Raw genomic sequence first — 16,908 nt, 5'->3', positions numbered from 1 at the left:
TCTTCGACCTGGGCTGACCCCGCTCGGCTAACGTCGTGCGCATGACGACGACGGGTCCGAGGACGAGTGTGGGCACCCTGCTGCGCGCCTGGCGGGAGCGGCGCGGCATCAGCCAGCTGGAGCTGGCGGGCCGCGCCGACTCCTCGTCCCGGCACATCAGCTTCATCGAGACGGGCCGGTCCCGGCCGAGCGAGGAAATGGTGCTGCGGCTCGCCGGCCACCTCGACGTACCGATGAGGGAGCGCAACTCGCTGCTCCTCGCGGCGGGTTACGCCCCGCGCTACGCGCACACCGCGCTGAGCGACCCGGCGATGGAGACGCTGCGTGAGGGCATCGCCCGCCTGCTGACGGGGTACGAGCCCTATCCCGCGCTGGTCGTGGACGCGCTGTACAACGTCGTCGCCGCGAACCAGGGCATCGCGATGCTGCTGGACGGGCTGCCGGAGCACCTGCTGACCCCGCCGCTGAACGCCATGCGGATCACCCTGCACCCCGAGGGTCTGGCCCCGAGGATCCACAACCTCAGGGAGTGGCGCGGGCACCTGTTGGCGCAGATGGAGCGGCAGATCGCGCTGGCCCGCTCCGAGCCGCTACGCGCCCTGTACGAGGAGGTGTCGGCCTATCCGGTCGCCGAGCGCCCGGGCGACAGCGCACCCCAGGAGCCTGCCGCCCCGTACATCGCGCTGCCGCTGATCATCGAGCACGACGGGCACCTGCTGTCCTTCGTGTCGTCCATCGCGACCTTCAACACCCCGATGGACGTGACCGTCGCCGAGCTGGCCATCGAGACGATGCTCCCGGCCGACCCGGCGACGGTGAAGTACCTGCGGTCACTGGGAGGCTGAGCCCGCGCGCAGGGCGAGCTGCTGGAGCACCGCGAAGCCGGCCACGGTGGCGGCCTGCATCGGGATCCACAGCAGGCCGGCGGTGGTGGGCTCGAACCAGAGCGCGAGCGAAGCCAGGCTGAGGGCGCCCCAGGCGTAGTTCGTCCCGATGACGAGCTTCACGGCAAGGACGTGCGGCTGCCGCAGCGTGGCGAGCCGTCCGACGCCGGCCCCGTAGACGGCGAGGAGGATCCCGAGTTCCAGCAGCAGCCCCTGCCCGACACCGAGCAGCCGGCCGAGCGGGGCGGAAAAGGCGAGGTACGCGAGCCCGTTGGCGGTGGTGACGACGGAGTCGAGGGCGAGAAAGCGGCGCAGCGCTGTCTGCGGGACGCGGTTGTGGGTGTAGCCGGCGAACGGGGTCGCGGACATGGGAATCAGCCTCCATCGAGGTCGAGCGGGCAGGGGGACTCGGATCCCGGGACCGAGTGCGCGGCCCCGGAACCCGATGCGTCCAATGTGCCGGGGGCGATGGAGCGGGTCGATTACCTCCGAGGTAACGGGCCCCACTCGGGGACGTGCTCACAGGGCGCCGCCCTCGCCTGCTCCGACTGCAGGCCGTCCATGCCAGTCCACCCAGATCCATTGCGGGCCGCCTCCGGTGGCTCCCCGATTGGCTCCCTGGCTGCACCCTCTCGCTTCCATCTGCGGAGGAGGTCATGCCCAGCTCCCGCTGCCTGGCACATTCCCCGGCGGACCCGCCGCGACCAGCACCCGAGCGGTCGTCAGTGACCCTTGCCCGTGACCCCGGGCCGCTGTCCGACGGCCCAAGAAGCCCCGAGGGATCAGCTCGTTCGGCGGCGAGGTGGCACGCACCTCCGCTTCAATGTCCACCATGAAACTCCGAGAGAAGTGCAAGTGGTCAGCGGACAACCACAGGGTCGGTACGGCTTCCGCACGCGGCGAGTGCACCTGGGGGGCTCCCTGCTCCCGCCCCGTGGTGTGGAGCGTGCGGGTCAGCGACGCCGGCGGCGACAGCTGGTGGGCCGCCTGCGAGGAGCACGCCAACACTTCGACGGTGCTTTCTCCCAACACCACCAGCTGAGCAGCACACGGCTCCGGAGGCCGCTTGGGAACTGGGTAACGCTTCAGGTCACGGCCCTGCACGTGGTAGATCAGGCGGGACCAGTCCACGGATAGTCCATGGCTGGCTGCGCACCGCTTTCGATCCCGGCTTGGGCACTGCTGGGCAAAGCCATCTCAGCCTGGCGTGGATGTACGCCTTGATTCGCTCGCGACCGCTGTCGTCCGCTGCTGTTGCTGTCAGCAGGTGACGCAGGCAGGTGCAGATGACTGCCGCCTGGCACAGTCGCTAGTACCCAGGACGCTCACCACGTCGTGCGATTCCGACCACAGCTGCCGCGGAGGGCGTCCTATCTGTAAGTACGAAATGGCAGGATCGGGCACCACTGTCCAGGCCCTCGCGGCGTGGTCCGATGATTTCCCCCTGCTCTTCCCCTCGGACCCGACATCCTCCTGGCCATGCTGGCCGCCGATGCTCTGGCTTCCGGCCCGCAGGCGGGTAGCGCGGCTACATAGACCGGGTCCGGTCAAGGTCCGCGCGTACGGCCTCGGTTCGGGGTGGCCCGGTCCCAGGGCGCCTTCTCCGTCGGCGGGGATGCGCTCCTCCAGGGCGGCGGCGCGGACTAGGTCGCCCGCGGACTCTTGGAGACGAACCTCTTGGAAGAGTTTGAGCTCGTGTGTGCACGTTTGGCCATGTTCGACGCTAATTTGGCGAACCTGGCCCAGAACTCGGTTCAGAGGTCGGAAGCGTTCCGTGCCGATGTACGCCGGAGCCTTCGTCAGATGGAAAGCTGGCCCAGAGACCTGTAGCGACACCCGTGCCGACCACGCAAGCGCAGGTCACCGGCTTGCGAAAGCTGCTGACAAGGAACGCGTGCTGTCGTATCGTTGCCGACATCAGTGCGCTCACCACGGGCGTCCCTCTCTGCGCGCCCCACGCTGCAGCCACCTGGCCAACCCGCCGCCACCGCGCGGCGCAACAGTCGGGCCGGGAACAGGCCGCGGCGAGGGCAGGTCCCCCCAGCACGCAAGATCTAGATGCGGACAGCGCTGTGGGCAGAGGCAGGCAGATGAAGCGAGCGTACGACCGGTGGCACGAAGTCCTCTCTGACGAGTTCTTCGGTGCTGACCATGCCCTACAGAGCACCGTGCTGTATGTCGACGACGAGGTTGAACGGGAACTCGCCCAGCGGTTCGGCATCGAGGAGTCGCTCAGCAACGCCGTCGCGGACGAGCTCTACTGGTCGGGGTCGGACAAGACCCTGCTCTGGCGCGTGTTGAGCCAGTGCCGGGTATGGGCGGCGAAAGGGAGCACCGGCGCGCCGCCGAGCCTTCCGGTCCTGGCGGCGTCGGTCCTCGCGGCCACCCGGATGGCGACCTCGGACGGTATGCGCCGAACAAATTTCCGCGGACGTTGGTACCAGATGTTCGGCGTCCCGCAGGAGGGACCTGAAGCGAACCGCCTCGACAAGGCCCTGGACGACGTAGCGGCCATGTGGGGGGAACTGGACTCCTGGCTCGAAGAAACCGGCGGCCTGTACGGGGCGAGCACAGTGAGCACGGACGAGTTCTACTGGCGCGTGGGATACCCGGTCTCACAGGCGCTCGTCCGCAGGTCGGACCGCCAAGCGCTCACACGCTTCTTCGCCACGACCCGGCTACGGCCCCACAACTCGACCGAGGTACCAGGCCGAGAGCTCCTGCGGCGGCTCAACGCGTGGAGTGCGGGGCGTGGCCGAGGCCTGTCTCCCCGACTTATGGAGGAGCTGAAGTTCGCATCTGCGCCCAGTAGCGCCGAGGGCGGCGATCCACTCATCGTCGCCCTTCTGGAGCGGCTGGCCGCCGACTGGGACGGAACCCTCCACAAGCCGGAGCGTCAGCAGTGGCGCCGGGCGCTGGGCTTGCGCATCGCCGTGACGGACAAGGGCCGCCGACTGGAGTGGCTTGCGGACGCTGCCGAAGGTGCAGAGGAGACGACCGTCCGGATTCACGACGGCCGGTCCTTCACCCTCCGCACCGACTACGGGGGGGTCTACTCAGGGCTTGAGACCTTGGTTCCTTCAGAGCCCCAGCTCCGCCTCGGTGTCCATCTCGACGGCGACGACCTCGTCATCGAATGGGTGCCTCAGGAGGTCGTACTGCTCCGCATGCACGCGGATCTCGGTGAGTGGGTGAGCACAGAGTATTTCGAACCCGGTGAGCCGCACTGGATACTGGCGTCCTCGTCGTCGGCGGCCCAGGTACGCGCCATGCTTAGCGGGCTCCGGTCCAAGACAGTGCGGGAGGTTGCCGCCCCTGTCCCCGGGTGGCGGCTCTTCAAGGGCGTGCGAGCTGCCGACACCTCCGCGTTCAGGCAGGCGCTGGACTCCAGCGCTGAGCACAGCTACGTCCTGCACCCTCAGATCAGGCAGCACACGAAGCTGATCGGCGGACTCCGCATCGCCCGCGAGTACCGCACCGGATCCGGCGTCGCGGGCCATTACCTCAGGGGCGGGGAACCCGACCTCTTTCTGCCGGCCTCCGACACTCCCGACCGTACCGTCGAGGTAACCCTCGACGGCCAGACTGAGAACCTGCGCGCTGACCCCCGGGTGCCCTTCCCCCTCAACTGCCTCGCCTTCGAGGAAGGCCAGCACGAGGTAGGCACGTCTTCGAGCCGCCAGATCTTTACTGTCTACGACGGGTTCCACGAAGGACTCCCGGAGGGCACCGGTTCGCTCGGATACCGGTGCGTAGGCACTTCCGCACACCGCGTCAGCGAGTGCGATGGCGAGGACAGCGGAGCCTTCATCCGGGGCGCGGATGCCACTTCTGCTCCCGCCCCGGCCCGAACAGTCGTCGTCAAGCTCGAGGTTATGGAGTCCTACTTCCTCGACCAGCACGGAACCGTGACGCCGGTGCGAAGGCAGGAAGCACCGTCGTGGGTCAGCAAGCGCATCCCCCAGGCGTCCGAAACCCCCGCGTTGGAAGCAGAGATCCCTAATGGTGCTGTGTGGTTCGTCTACCGCACTCCACAGCGATGGTGGGTGCGGCCAGCTGATCCCGGTACTCCGGCTCCTGCCCCGGTACCGACCCGGGAGGACTACCGCTGGGCATACGTCGTACTCAGCGCCGCCGATGCGTGCCGGGCGGCAGGCTGGGCCGAGTACGTGGTTGCTGCCACAGAAATCACCAACACGCGCGATCGGGGTGGGAAATGAGCACGGGAATCGGCGCGGGAGACCTGTTGTTGCGCTGGCTTAGCGAAGAGGGGGCGGGGAGTCTCACCGAAGCAAAGCAGAGTCTGTGGTGGCTCGGTGCCAAGGAGTCCGACGAGATCGAGTCCGGCGCACCAGGCCGTTGGCTCCGTGATGCCGTGTCTCTGGCATACCTCGACGTCGACTGGAGCGGGCGCCGCTGGTCCGCTGCACCACCAGTGCTCACCCCGCTGCCTAAAGCACAGGGCCTTGCCACCATCACGGGCAGCCGCACGGCCTCCTTCGACCGGCGACTCGACGAGCTGAAGGACGAGGGGCTCGTCCAGCTGTACCGGGCCTCGTCGGACCGGCCGCCTCGGGACATCCCGCTTCCCTCCTCGTACTTCGTCCGATTCGGGGACGAAAGCGAACTCCGCGATCTGGCGGAAGACCTCGGAGCCGTCTTCGCTCCCACCTTCGCCTACCAAGGTGCAACCCTGCTGCCGGACTTGGACCTGGCGGAGCGCACCTCGGCGCCGGAGTACGGAGCACCGCTGGAGCACTACGACTTGGAGCAGCAGCGGTACATACCGACCGTCCGTCCGCAGGGTGACGGCCTGTACCGGCTGAAGCGCAGGGACAGCAAGCGGGTCTGCCAAGTTCTCCGCGACAGGGCCTGGTTCGAGACCACGCACGAGTACGGCATCTACACGGTGCTATCCGAGCAGAACACCGCCGCCGACGTACTACGGTGGCGCCCCGAGGCCGACTGCGGTCGCGACGGCATCGGGACGCTCTTCGTGGACTGGGGCTATCCGCTGCCGGACCTGCAGCGGAGGGTTGCTGCCATGTGCTCCGGCCTCGCACCCCGCATTCAGGAGTCAGCCCAGAATCTTGCGTACGACAACGTCCCGGGGGACGTGGCATTGAAGATCGCCGCATCGCTCGGGCAGACGCTCGGAGACCTTCATGCATGACAACGCGAAGAAACAACCCCCAGCAGATCACGGACTGGACATCGTCGGCTCCTTTGATCACCTCAAGAATGCGCTCTTCCGCTACTACGACACCCCTTTCGGGCTGGCAGATGATGAGCTGGAGGAGGAACGGCGTCGGTTGTTCGATCGTGATGGGGGCGCCTGGCGCCGCCCGCTGATCGAGGTCCGGCCGCAGTACGTCTCTGCCGGAGTGAGCATCGCTGCGTCGGTCCGCGAGGCCGCCGCCCACCCCCAACTCGCCGAACTCGTCGAGCTGGGCCTCCTCAAGGATGTTCGCTCCCTCCACGAGCACCAGCACCAGGCGCTCGCCGCCGCGGTCAGGGACCGGCGCGACGTTGTCATCACTGCCGGTACCGGATCAGGTAAGACGGAGGCGTTCCTACTCCCCATCCTTGCCGACCTGGTGCGGGAGTCCGAGTCGTGGAGTGCGACGTCAGCCCCGGCCAACCGCTGGTGGACCTCGCCCGACGGTGCTTTCCAGCCGCAGAGGGCTGGCGAGCGCGGCCGCCACGCCGCCGTTCGCGCCCTCGTGCTGTACCCGATGAACGCGCTCGTTGACGACCAGATGATGCGTCTGCGCAAGGCCCTGGACAGCGACTGCGTGCGCGCGTGGTTTGAGGCCAAGCGCCCTGGCCACCGCTTCTACTTCGGCCGCTACACAGGGGCGACACCTGTCCCGGGGGACATCGGTTCTGCTGCGGGCGTCAGGAACCTCCGCAAGGAGTTTGCCGCTACTGAGGCACGCTCCCGCCAGGCCCAGAGCGGCGACGGCGACGGCAAGTACTTCATCCCCCGGCTCGACGGTGCGGAGATGCGCTCCCGCTGGGACATGATCCAGGCGCCCCCGGACATCATGATCACCAACTACAGCATGCTGAACGTCATGCTGATGCGGTCCCGGGAAGCGTCTGTCTTCGAGAAGACGCGCCAGTGGCTGCACCAGGTCCCTGACGCCCGTTTCACCCTGGTGGTCGACGAGCTCCACACGTATCGCGGCACAGCCGGTACGGAGATCGCGTATCTGCTGAGGAACCTCCGCCACCGCCTGGGCCTCACCGACCGTCCTGACAAGTTCCGGGTCATCGCAGCTTCTGCCTCCCTCGAAGCACCCCGGGACCTTGACTTCCTCCAGGAGTTCTTCGGGATCGAACGCGACCGGTTCGAGGTGCTCGGCGGCCGTCTGGACCTGCCTGCAACCACGGACTCCGACGTGTCGGATCATGCTGCCGAGTTCGCGCGTCTCGGCTCTGAGCCCGGAGTGGCCGAGGCTGACGACCTCTTGGCCCGTACCGGAGCCGGCGACGCCCTCACCAATGCACTTCGGGACGGCGACCGGCTGACCGCCGACTTCGACGACGCAGTCGCCGCCAGGATGTTCCCGGCGGTGGCGAAGGAGCAGCAAGCAGACGCCCTGGCAGGCGTTTTGGCCGCGCTCCGCCGCAGCGGGCTGCCCAAGTTGCCGACTCTGCGGGGCCACCTCTTTTTCAGAAACATCCCTGGAGTCTGGGCGTGCTCAGATCCTGAGTGCCCGCAGATCCCCGGAGGAGAACCCGCTGACGGAGAGCCCACCCACGGAGAGGACAGCGACCGGACCGTCGGAAAGCTGTTCTCGCGGCCGACCTCGCGATGCGACTGCGGAGCCCGGGTCCTCGAACTGCTCTACTGCCAGAACTGTGGCGATGTGCTGCTGGGCGGGTATGCCCCGGAATCCACCTTCAAGCAGCGCAGGGGGAAGGGATTCGAAGCCGGTCTCCTTGCCGACCTGCCTGACCTCGACTCGCTACCCGACGGGGGCTCCCTCGGCCCCAGCGCGGCTAACTACGTCGTCTACTGGCCGAGGAAGAAGCACCCTGCCGCGGACAAGTTGGAGTGGGAGACGAGTTCCGACAAGGGGGCGATGAGCGCCGGATTCGAGTTCAAGCGGAGTGCGTACAACCCTCGCACCGGCATGCTGCGCAACCACAGGAACCACACCGGTTGGTCCTTCCATACCAGCGTTCCAGAGCCGAAGCGCGGCCGCCCCCGCCTCCGGCTCGAAGACCTTCCGGCCGCTCCCTCCCAGTGCCCTGGCTGCGGCGACAACTGGGAGGTCCGGCGTATCGGGCGGGACAACCTCAGCCTGAGCGACCCCCGTCGCCTCCGGACTCCGGTCCGGTCGATGCGCACCGGTTTCGAGAAGGTCAACCAGGTACTTACCACCGCCGTGCTCGCCCAACTGCCCACGCGTCAGGCCGTCGTCTTCTCCGACAGTCGCCAGGACGCTGCGAAGCTCGCAGCCGGCCTCGGCTTGCGCCATTACCAGGACCTCCTGCGTCTACTTCTTGCCGAGGAAGTCGCAGACCAAGGAGATCCCGCAAACGACCTGGCAGCGATCCAGGGCTTCTACCAGAGTGCCTCGCGGACCCAGGAGGACCTAGCGGCAGCTCAGGCCGCCCGTAAGCGGATCCGGCCCAGGGACCCCGCCGCATACGACCAATGGGAGAAGCTCCAGAAGCCGCCCTCTGCCGACAGTCTCGACGACCTCGCCGCTGATTCAGAACCCGACACGGAGGCGGAGCTCTACGCGAGTCTGAGCAGGGTTCCAAGTCTGGACAGCCACGCCGCCACCGTATCCGAGCGGCTAGTCCACCTCGGAGTGAATCCCGGAGGGCCGAACGCCTCGCTGCAGACGGCTCGCTATGAGAAGGGCACTGAGACACGGCGGTGGTCGTCGCTGTACCGATGGCCCGGTGATCCCGAAGGGAAGGTCCGCGACGAGTCCGGCACGGTTCTCAGCGCGCGGCAGCGTGATCTCCGCGACGATATGCGGGAGTCCCTCAGCCGGGAGCTCCTCATGGGACTGTTCGGCAGTGCGGGCAGGGACTTCGAATCACTCGGTCTCGGCTGGCTCTCGCTGGCGTCAGACAGGTCGGTCCTCACCAGCGACCGGGCTTCGGAGATCGCACTCGTACGGGGAAGTCTGCGTGTCCTCGGTCACCTGCGCCGATTCGCAGGCCTCCGTACCGCCGCGGACACTCCGCCTCGTCGCCTCCGCGATTACTGGCAGAAGATTGCAGCGGTCACAAGCCAAGACGAGGAGGATGTCCGGCATCGAGCCGAGCGTGCCTGGGGCAAGGCCGTCATCGGGTACGTGATCCAGCCGGAGGAGGTGTCCCTCCGCCACGGTGAAGGCCTCGCATGGGAGTGCGGCGTATGCCACCGTCGGCACCTGCACCCCGGGACCGGCATCTGTACGAAGTGCGGAGGGCCGCTGCCTCCCGAGGCGGAGCGCTTCGACGCGCCGGAGGACGACTACTACGCGTGGATGGCGAAGAATGGAATTGGGAAGTTTCGCCTGAACACCGCAGAGCTCACCGGCCAGACCGACCGGATCGAGGCCCAAGGGCGCCAAGCCCGCTTCCAGAGTGTGTTCCTCAACGATGAGGAACACCCCCGGCCCGACACCCTCGACGTGCTCTCGGTGACCACGACGATGGAAGCCGGCGTGGACATCGGACCGCTCTCCGTCGTGCTGATGGCCAACATGCCGCCCACCCGCTTCAACTACCAGCAGCGGGTCGGTCGGGCGGGCCGCCGCGGGGCGCCCGTAGCCCTTGCGCTCACGGTCTGCCGCGGGCGCAGTCACGACGAGCACTACTTCCAGGACCCCAAGCGCATTGTTGACGCTCCGACCCCGCCTCCGTACCTCTCAACGGATATGAAGGACATCTACCAGCGGGTCCTCGCCTCTGAGGTGCTCCGCCGGGCGTTCGAATCCGCACAGGCGAACTCCGCATGCGACGCTGAGCTCGACCCGACGCGCAACGTCCACGGCCAGTTCGGACTCGTCCGCGACTGGCGTGCTGTCCGCCCCGCAGTCGAAGCGTGGATTGCATCCGAGGCCGCTCAGATCAGCGCGGTGGCCGAGGCTCTCGTGAGCCACACGAAAAGCACCAGGGCTCTCGACGCGGCACTTCGATGGGCGGCGGAGCGCCTCGTTGCCGAAGTCACCGTTGTCGCTGAATCATCCCGCGGGCACCACGATCTCAGCCAGCGCCTGGCCGAGTCCGGCCTCCTCCCGATGTTCGGCTTCCCGACGTCGGTCCGCTACCTCTACACGAGGCGGCCGGGGGAGTCTTACCCGTGGCCGCCGCCGGGCGTCGTCGACCGCTCACTCGACATCGCGATTTCGCAGTTCGCCCCCGGCGCGGAGACCGTGAAGGACGGAAAGGTCCATACAGCGGTCGGTGTGGTCGGATACGTGCCTGGAGGCAGGACCCCGAAAGCTGTGGCCGACCCCCTCGGCGAAGCCCAGCACGTCGGTATGTGCCGTGCGTGCGGGCACCTCGACGAGGATGCCAAGGCTGTTCCCGGGCCGGGCGGAGACGAAGGGCGGACTGCGGAGTGCCCTGCCTGCGGAGCATCCGACGGCTCGTACAGGGAGGTCGGCCTCCATCAACCGGCGGGCTTCTTGACCGGAGGGCAGGCGCGCGACTTCGACGGCAACTTCGCCTGGAGGGCCAGATCACTCTCCCCGCGTACGGCAGCGGACCTGGAGTCCGGTGCTCCTCAACGGATTACCCAGGCCGGGATGGTGGTGCATGCCGGGAAGGGCCGCCGCTACGCAGTCAACGACAACGGCGGTCGGCTCTTCCACTTCTCCCCGGCCAAGGCGACCTCCAACTGGTCCGGTGCCTTGGTAGAGGCAGAAGCTGCCATCTATGCGCCCTGGCTGGTTGGAACTGTTGAAGACGCCAGCAGCACCCCTGGCACAGCGATTGGCGCGGTCCAGCACACCGACCTCTTCCTCCTCGGCCCGGCTTCGGGCGAGAGTCTGGAACACGGCCTCCGTCTCAACCTCGCCTCGGTCGCCCAGGTGACCGGGTTCCCGGATGACCGCTCCGGACGCCGTGCCGGCTGGTACTCCCTGGCCGCGCTCCTCCGTGTGTCCGCCGGCGATATCCTCCAAGTCCAGCCGAACGAGATCGCCTCCGGTATCCACGGTGCCGGATCCGCCAGCTCCCGGGCGCGGACGTTCGCCTTCCTCTCCGACACCCTCGACAACGGCGCGGGCTACTGCACCCACCTGGCCGAGCCCGAGGTCTTCAACGACCTCTTGGCCGCCGCCAACCGCACGGTCGAGAAGTTCCGCGACGGCAGCCACGGCCGCGACTGCCGGGGCTCCTGCTACGAGTGCCTGCGCGACTACACCAACATGGCCTACCACTCGCTCTTGGACTGGCGGCTCGCTGACGACCTCCTCGCCATCCTCTCCGGGGAAGCCGCAGGTACCCGCATCGAGCCGCGCCAGCCCAGTCGGCTGCTGCAGAACTGGGCGGCAGACTTCCCGGAGGGCGATGCCGAGTTCGTATCGAACCTCGGTGGGGCAGGCCCGGCCGTCCTGTTTGAGCAGCGCATGTGGGTGGCCGCCAAGAGTCCCTTCGAGGCAGCTGACGACCAACTTGAATCCCCCCGGATCTCTGCGGTCAGGCGAGCCGCGGCCGCAGACAGCCGAGGCATCCCCGAGGTCGTCTTCGCCGACGACTTCCTCCTCGATAAGGCCCCCGCGAGGATTGTCTCTATGGTGACCGACTTTGAGGGCATCGACGAATAGCGGTACAGGATCAGAACTACGACTGTCTTCAACCCGTCCCTCAGATCCTGATCGCTAACCATCCACAACGCTCGCGCTCTCAGCTTGGGAAGCTGCGAGCATTTGGGGGCAGTTCGGCCGTTGACCTGGGCGAGCGGCCGGTCCTGGCCTCGGCTGTTATCACCGTGATTCCCGGCTGTTCCCCGCTCGATCTGGTGCGGCTGTGGTGCGCGTCCCTATCGTCGAACCCTCACAGGGGCCCACCGCTTCTGCGCTTGGTACCGCTTCATCAGTGCAGTGATCCGCGCTTGGTCCGCCTCCCTGATGTTCAATGTGCGAATGTCAGGAAGCCGAATCGACTTGTAGCCGCACCTACACCACCCACCTACCGTCGGCTCCGGATCCCTCACGGAACAAGGTCTCGACGTGGATACGACGACTGGCTGCTGGAGAACGTCAATAATCTGAAAGTGATGACCGCTGGCCATCTTGACATGTCTTCAGCAGTCGAGGGTGCATGCTAGGGAAGACGAGGGCGTAATACGCTACTGAGAGGGTCCGCTGCACTGCATGGACGGCTGCTGAGTGCGCGGCGGGGCTTCCGTCCGAGGTTGAACTGATGTGCACATACGGTGTCGTAGCTCGTTCGGTGGCGGGGTGGCATGCTTGTCCGCTTCAATGCGACGCCGACGGCGACAGCTGGTGGGCCGCCTGCGAGGAGCACGCCGACACTTCGACGGTGCTTTCTCCTGACGCCACCGGCTGAGCCGCTGAGGGCTCCTCCCTACCGACGTTGCCGGTAAGGCGTGCAGAGCGTCCGAGGTTCAGGTGGACGGGGCCGGTCCGGATCCAAGCGTGGACTACTTGGTGTCCCCAACGCCTCCCAGGCGCCCGGAGCTTGTCGTGCCGCTTCGGCGGTGGGACGGATGCCAACCCTTTTTGAGCTGTACGGCAGGAAACGTTGGGGTTCCCCTATTCCGGCCAGGGGCGGGGGGCTAGGCTTCACGGAGCCCGAATCACTCGAACGCCTTGTCGACATATGGAGAATCCGCCGGTGCGAGCCGCCGCCCGACCCGATCTCGCCGCGATCTGGCGTCGTACCTGGGCGCTGGCGCAGGAGCACGGGCAGGATCCGGCCGAGGTGCTGGCGGTGGAGCGGCTGAGTCATCTGTCCGGGGTCGAACCCGGGCGCATACCCCAGGTGGTGGCGGGCACCGCCGTGGAGGCGCCGCTGGAGCGCCGGGTGCACCAGCGGTTCCTGCGGCTGCGCGCGACCCGGCGCGACAAGCACGGCCGGGAGTGGCCGCTGGCCGCCATCGCCGACGACTTCGACGCCCCCGGCGCCTCCCTCGGGCCGCTCAACGCCGGTACCGGGCTGCCCCGGATGGGTCACGCGGCCGGTGTGCAGCGCTTCTTCGGCGTCCATGCCGGTTTCCTCCTGGCCGACAGCAAGAGCGCGGTGGAACGGGCCCTCGCCCTGTCCGCCACCACCGTCTCGGACGGCCGGGACGATCTGGAGCACCTGTCGTACCTCACCGGTATGACCCCGCAGGCCATCCGGCTCACTCTGGACGGGCGGCCGCCCCGGCTCCCGCTCAAGGAGCAGGTGCACCTGAGGTTCGAGCACCTGCGCCGCACCCGTTTACGGGAGGACGGCCAGCCCCACTCGCTGGCGGCCATCGCCAAGTCCTTCGACGCGTCGGGGCAGTCGCTGACCCGTCTCGCCCAGGGCGAGGGCCTGCCGAACCTCGCCGCGGCCGCCGGGATCCAGCGCTTCTACGGTGTCGAGGGCGGCTTCCTGCTGGCCGACGACTCCGAGGCGCTCTCCAGCGCCCTCGCCCTGGTCGAGGGCGAGTTGGAGTCCGCGGTGCGGGACCGGGAGAACCCGATGCTGGCGGTGCTGCGGGCGCACGACGTACGCAGCATCGTCACGCGGGCCGGGCGGCTGTCGCCCCAGGGCTGGAAGTCGCTGGCCGACCACTTGGACGACCTCCTCGCGCGCGAGGGGCAGCTCGGAGTTCCGGGCACGAAGAGCGGGGCGCCGACAGACGGCGCCGCCGCCGAGGGAGAAGCACCATGAGGACCACACGGGCCATGCGCAAGCTGGCCTCCGAGCTGCTGGAGGGCGCGCGCCTGACGCCGCCGGCCGATGCCGGGGAGATCATCGGGGCGCTGTGCGCCGCCTACGCCGTGCGGCGCGGCGGAGAGCGGAAGGTCGATATCCATTTCACCTCCTTCCCGCCCGACACCGCGAGCGGGCTGTGGCTGGAGCTGGACGACGTCGACCTGATCGTCGTGGAGCAGCACACCCGGCCCGAACACCAGCTCGTCATCGCGTGCCACGAGCTGTGGCACCTGGACGAGGGGACCGGCCAGAGCGTCGGTCCGGGCATGCTGGCGGCCGCCCGGCTGACGGGACACCCCGGCCGCCTGGCCGAACTGCTGTCCTCCGAGCCCGGGCCGGCGGCGGTGGTCCGGCAGGCCGCCGCCCGCGCCGACCAGGGGGATCCGGCGGAGATCCGGGCCGAGACCTTCGGCCTGTACCTCGGCAACACCCTGCGCTCCTACCTGCCGTCGCCCCGGGAGCAGCAGCTGCCCGAAGCCATCGAGCGCATCAAGTCCTCACTCGGTTGGGGAAGCCCCGTGCCACGCCGTGACCCGCACCAGCCGGTCGCCGCATCCCTCACGCCGATGCCCTCAGCACGGCCCTGACAGAGAGCCCGCCACGATGAACCAGTCCACCCCGCCCCGCCACGCAGTCGTCATAGGCGGCAGTCTGGCCGGCCTCCTCGCGGCCGCTGTCCTCGCCGAGAACGCCACGGTCACCGTCATCGACGCCGACCCGCTGCCCGAGGGTCCGGCCCCGCGCCGTGGACTCCCGCAGGCCCGGCACACCCACCTCCTGTGGTCGGGCGGCGCCCGGGCCATCGAGCGGATCCTGCCCGGCATCACCGACGACTGGACGAAGGCGGGTGCCATCCGCCGTAGTCTGCCCACCGACCTGGTCACCAAGACCGCCCAGGGATGGATCCCGCGCTGCGGGGAGAAGCAGTTCAACATCTCCTGCAGCCGCGACCTCCTCGACTCCGTGGTCCGCGCCCGGGTGACCGGTCTGAAGGGGGTCTCCACGCTCCAGCGGAGCCGGGTACGCGCCCTGGAGGGCACGGCGGCCCGGGTCACCGGCGTCCTGGTCGACACCCCGGAGGAAGCGGGCCGGCTGCTGACCGCCGACCTCGTGATCGACGCGAGCGGTCGCGGCTCGCGCGCCCGGACCTGGCTCCAGGCGCTCGGCGTCACCGGCATCCGGCAGGCCGAGGTCGACTCGGGCCTGGTCTACGCGACGAGGATCTTCGAAGCCCCGGCCGGAGCCCACGAGATGGGCTTCCCCATCGTCAACGTCCAGTCCGACCCCCGGGTGCCGGTGCCCGGGCAGACGGCCACGATCGTCCCGATCGAGAACGGCCAGTGGCAGGCCACCCTCTCCGGGACCCGCGGCGGCCAGCCGACCGGCGACCCCGACGCGTTCATCCCGTTCGCCAAGGCCGTCCGGGACCCGATCGTCGGTGAGCTCCTGGAGGGCCGCCGGCCCCTGACGGACGTGGCCGTCACCCAGGGAACCGCCAACCGCCGGATCTACTTCGAGAAAGCCGAGCTGCCCGACGGCTTCTTCGCCGTCGGCGACTCCGTCGCCACCTTCAACCCCTTGTACGGGCAGGGCATGACCGTCGCGGCTCAGGGTCTCCTGGCCGTACGCACCCTGGTGCGGGCGAAGGGCCTGGAGCATCCCGGGATCGGCCGCGAGGCGCAGCGTGTCATCGCGCCCCAGGTCAGCACCGCCTGGGAGCTCGCCACCTCCCAGGACATCCTGTATCCGGGGGCGACGGGGATGAAGCCGCGCGCCGGCACCGGTCTGCTCAACGGGTACGTCAACAGGCTGATGACCGGGGCCACGACCGACGAGGCGCTCACCGCCGCCCTGTTCAAGGTCCTGACCATGAGCATCGCGCCCACCCACTGGCTCCGGCCCTCGGTGGTCTGGCACGTCCTGCGCGCCTCGGACCGGGGCGCGCTGAAGGCGCCGCCGCTGACCGCCGCCGAGCGGGCCGTCGCCGGGCTCGACGGGGCGCCCGGCACGGCATCCGGCACCGGCACCGGCACCGCAGCCGCAGCCCCCGCCGCAGCAAGGACAGGGGCGGGGGCAGGGGCCGCGACAGGCGCCGACGGCACCGCCCCGGCGGAGGACCCGGTCGGGCCCGCCGACGCCGTCGGACAGGCCCGATGAGCGGCAGGATCCTGCCGCTCCTGCCCGCTTCCCTGATGGTCCTGGCGCTGCTGATCAAGGTGCCGACGCTGCGCCGGGACTGGGACCGGCCGCTGAACCGGACCGCGTGCGCGCTGCTCGTCGTCGGGGCTCCCATCAACTTCCTCGCGTCACCGTCGACCGTCGCCGCGGTCAACCGCCGCACCGGCGTGGTCAACTTCTCCGCGCCCCTGGTGTTCGGCCTGTGCACGGTGTTCTCCGGGCTGTGCGTCGTCCTGGTCCTGCGGTGGCGCGGCGGGCCGCCCGCGGCCGTGCGGCGGGCCACCCGGCTGACCACGGTCCTGTTCGGCACGGCGACCGCGGCGATCGTCGTCCTGTTCGTGATCGGCGACGCACCGGTGGAACGGCTCCAGGACCTGGACACGTACTACGCGACGACGCCCTGGATCCGCGAGATGATCGTCTGCTTCCTCGTGGCGCACACCATGGGCACCTCGGCGCTGACCTGGCTGTGCGGCAAGTGGCTGACGCGCGCGGACCGCGCCCTGCGCCCGCTGCGCACGGGGCTGGCCCTGATCGTGGTCGCCGGGCTGATGGATCTGGCCTACCTGGCCGCCAAGTGGGCGTCGGTGGTGGCCCGCTGGACCGGCCACGACCTGGTGTTCCTGTCCACGGACGTGGCGCCGCCACTGGCCGCGGCCGCCGCGCTGCTGCTCGGCGCCGGGTTCGTCGTGCCGCTGGTCGGCGAGTCGGCGACATGGGTGGCCTTCAGCCAGTACCGGCGGCTGTGCCCGCTGTGGAAGGCGCTGCGCGGATTCGCCGCGACCCAGGGACGGACCGTCCCGCTGGCCTGGTGGTCCCCGGTGGGAATCCGGCTCATCCACCGCGAGTCGGTCATCGACGACGGCATCCTGGCGCTGGCCGCCTGGTTCGACCCCCGGGTGCGCGGAGCCGCGTACGAGGTGGCGAGGGGCCGGGGCCTGAGCGAGGCACGGGC

Annotated in this window: 10 protein-coding genes; 9 read left to right on the top strand and 1 reads right to left on the bottom strand. The window is 68.8% G+C overall.

The window, feature by feature from the left end; translation table 11 throughout:
* Nucleotides 1-41: 41 nt before the first annotated feature.
* Nucleotides 42-845 carry a helix-turn-helix domain-containing protein gene (locus ACWGIU_RS08705; RefSeq protein ID WP_453703742.1) on the top strand — a complete coding sequence of 268 codons (804 nt, stop codon included), beginning with the start codon at nucleotides 42-44 and terminating at the stop codon, nucleotides 843-845.
* Here the strand turns inward: ACWGIU_RS08705 and ACWGIU_RS08700 are convergent.
* Nucleotides 831-1,253: a hypothetical protein gene (locus tag ACWGIU_RS08700; protein ID WP_453703740.1), complete on the bottom strand. Its 423-nt coding sequence runs from the start codon at nucleotides 1,251-1,253 to the stop codon at nucleotides 831-833. The two genes, ACWGIU_RS08705 and ACWGIU_RS08700, sit on opposite strands and share 15 nt — an antisense overlap.
* Before the next feature lie 463 nt (nucleotides 1,254-1,716).
* On the opposite strand from ACWGIU_RS08700, the gene ACWGIU_RS08695 reads away from it, so the two are divergent.
* The 8 genes from ACWGIU_RS08695 to ACWGIU_RS08660 form a co-directional block, all read left to right on the top strand.
* Nucleotides 1,717-1,926, top strand: coding sequence for a hypothetical protein (locus ACWGIU_RS08695; protein WP_453703738.1), 210 nt, complete (start codon nucleotides 1,717-1,719; stop codon nucleotides 1,924-1,926).
* 1,048 nt (nucleotides 1,927-2,974) lie between these two features.
* On the top strand, nucleotides 2,975-5,104 hold the full coding sequence (locus tag ACWGIU_RS08690; protein WP_453703736.1) for a hypothetical protein: 2,130 nt from the start codon (nucleotides 2,975-2,977) through the stop codon (nucleotides 5,102-5,104).
* A gap of 155 nt (nucleotides 5,105-5,259) precedes the next feature.
* Nucleotides 5,260-6,057: a hypothetical protein gene (locus ACWGIU_RS08685; protein ID WP_453703734.1), complete on the top strand. Its 798-nt coding sequence runs from the start codon at nucleotides 5,260-5,262 to the stop codon at nucleotides 6,055-6,057.
* Complete coding sequence (locus ACWGIU_RS08680) at nucleotides 6,050-11,671, top strand: DEAD/DEAH box helicase (RefSeq protein ID WP_453703732.1); 5,622 nt, start codon at nucleotides 6,050-6,052, stop codon at nucleotides 11,669-11,671. Before ACWGIU_RS08685 ends, ACWGIU_RS08680 begins: the two co-directional genes overlap by 8 nt.
* 1,033 nt (nucleotides 11,672-12,704) lie before the next feature.
* Nucleotides 12,705-13,730 (top strand): hypothetical protein, encoded by a 1,026-nt coding sequence (locus tag ACWGIU_RS08675; RefSeq protein WP_453703730.1) that lies wholly within the window; start codon nucleotides 12,705-12,707, stop codon nucleotides 13,728-13,730.
* Nucleotides 13,727-14,362 (top strand): toxin-antitoxin system, toxin component, encoded by a 636-nt coding sequence (locus ACWGIU_RS08670; RefSeq protein WP_453703728.1) that lies wholly within the window; start codon nucleotides 13,727-13,729, stop codon nucleotides 14,360-14,362. The genes ACWGIU_RS08675 and ACWGIU_RS08670 overlap by 4 nt, the downstream gene beginning before the upstream one ends.
* A 16-nt stretch (nucleotides 14,363-14,378) precedes the next feature.
* Nucleotides 14,379-15,932 (top strand): NAD(P)/FAD-dependent oxidoreductase, encoded by a 1,554-nt coding sequence (locus tag ACWGIU_RS08665; protein WP_453703726.1) that lies wholly within the window; start codon nucleotides 14,379-14,381, stop codon nucleotides 15,930-15,932.
* The coding region (locus ACWGIU_RS08660; protein WP_453703724.1) for a DUF6545 domain-containing protein at nucleotides 15,929-16,908 on the top strand (980 nt) is incomplete at its 3' end. The genes ACWGIU_RS08665 and ACWGIU_RS08660, both read left to right, overlap by 4 nt.

The organism is Streptomyces sp. NPDC054840, from assembly GCF_053611065.1.
This window is presented reverse-complemented; position numbering and strand designations above follow the sequence as displayed.

What these genes read in the sequence shown, in the direction of transcription:
- ACWGIU_RS08680 (WP_453703732.1), top strand. Translation starts at nt 6,050, where the DNA reads ATGCATGACAACGCGAAGAAACAACCCCCAGCAGATCACGGACTGGAC.
- ACWGIU_RS08690 (WP_453703736.1), top strand. Translation starts at nt 2,975, where the DNA reads ATGAAGCGAGCGTACGACCGGTGGCACGAAGTCCTCTCTGACGAGTTC.
- ACWGIU_RS08705 (WP_453703742.1), top strand. Translation starts at nt 42, where the DNA reads ATGACGACGACGGGTCCGAGGACGAGTGTGGGCACCCTGCTGCGCGCC.
- ACWGIU_RS08665 (WP_453703726.1), top strand. Translation starts at nt 14,379, where the DNA reads ATGAACCAGTCCACCCCGCCCCGCCACGCAGTCGTCATAGGCGGCAGT.
- ACWGIU_RS08695 (WP_453703738.1), top strand. Translation starts at nt 1,717, where the DNA reads ATGAAACTCCGAGAGAAGTGCAAGTGGTCAGCGGACAACCACAGGGTC.
- ACWGIU_RS08700 (WP_453703740.1), bottom strand. Translation starts at nt 1,253, where the DNA reads ATGTCCGCGACCCCGTTCGCCGGCTACACCCACAACCGCGTCCCGCAG.
- ACWGIU_RS08670 (WP_453703728.1), top strand. Translation starts at nt 13,727, where the DNA reads ATGAGGACCACACGGGCCATGCGCAAGCTGGCCTCCGAGCTGCTGGAG.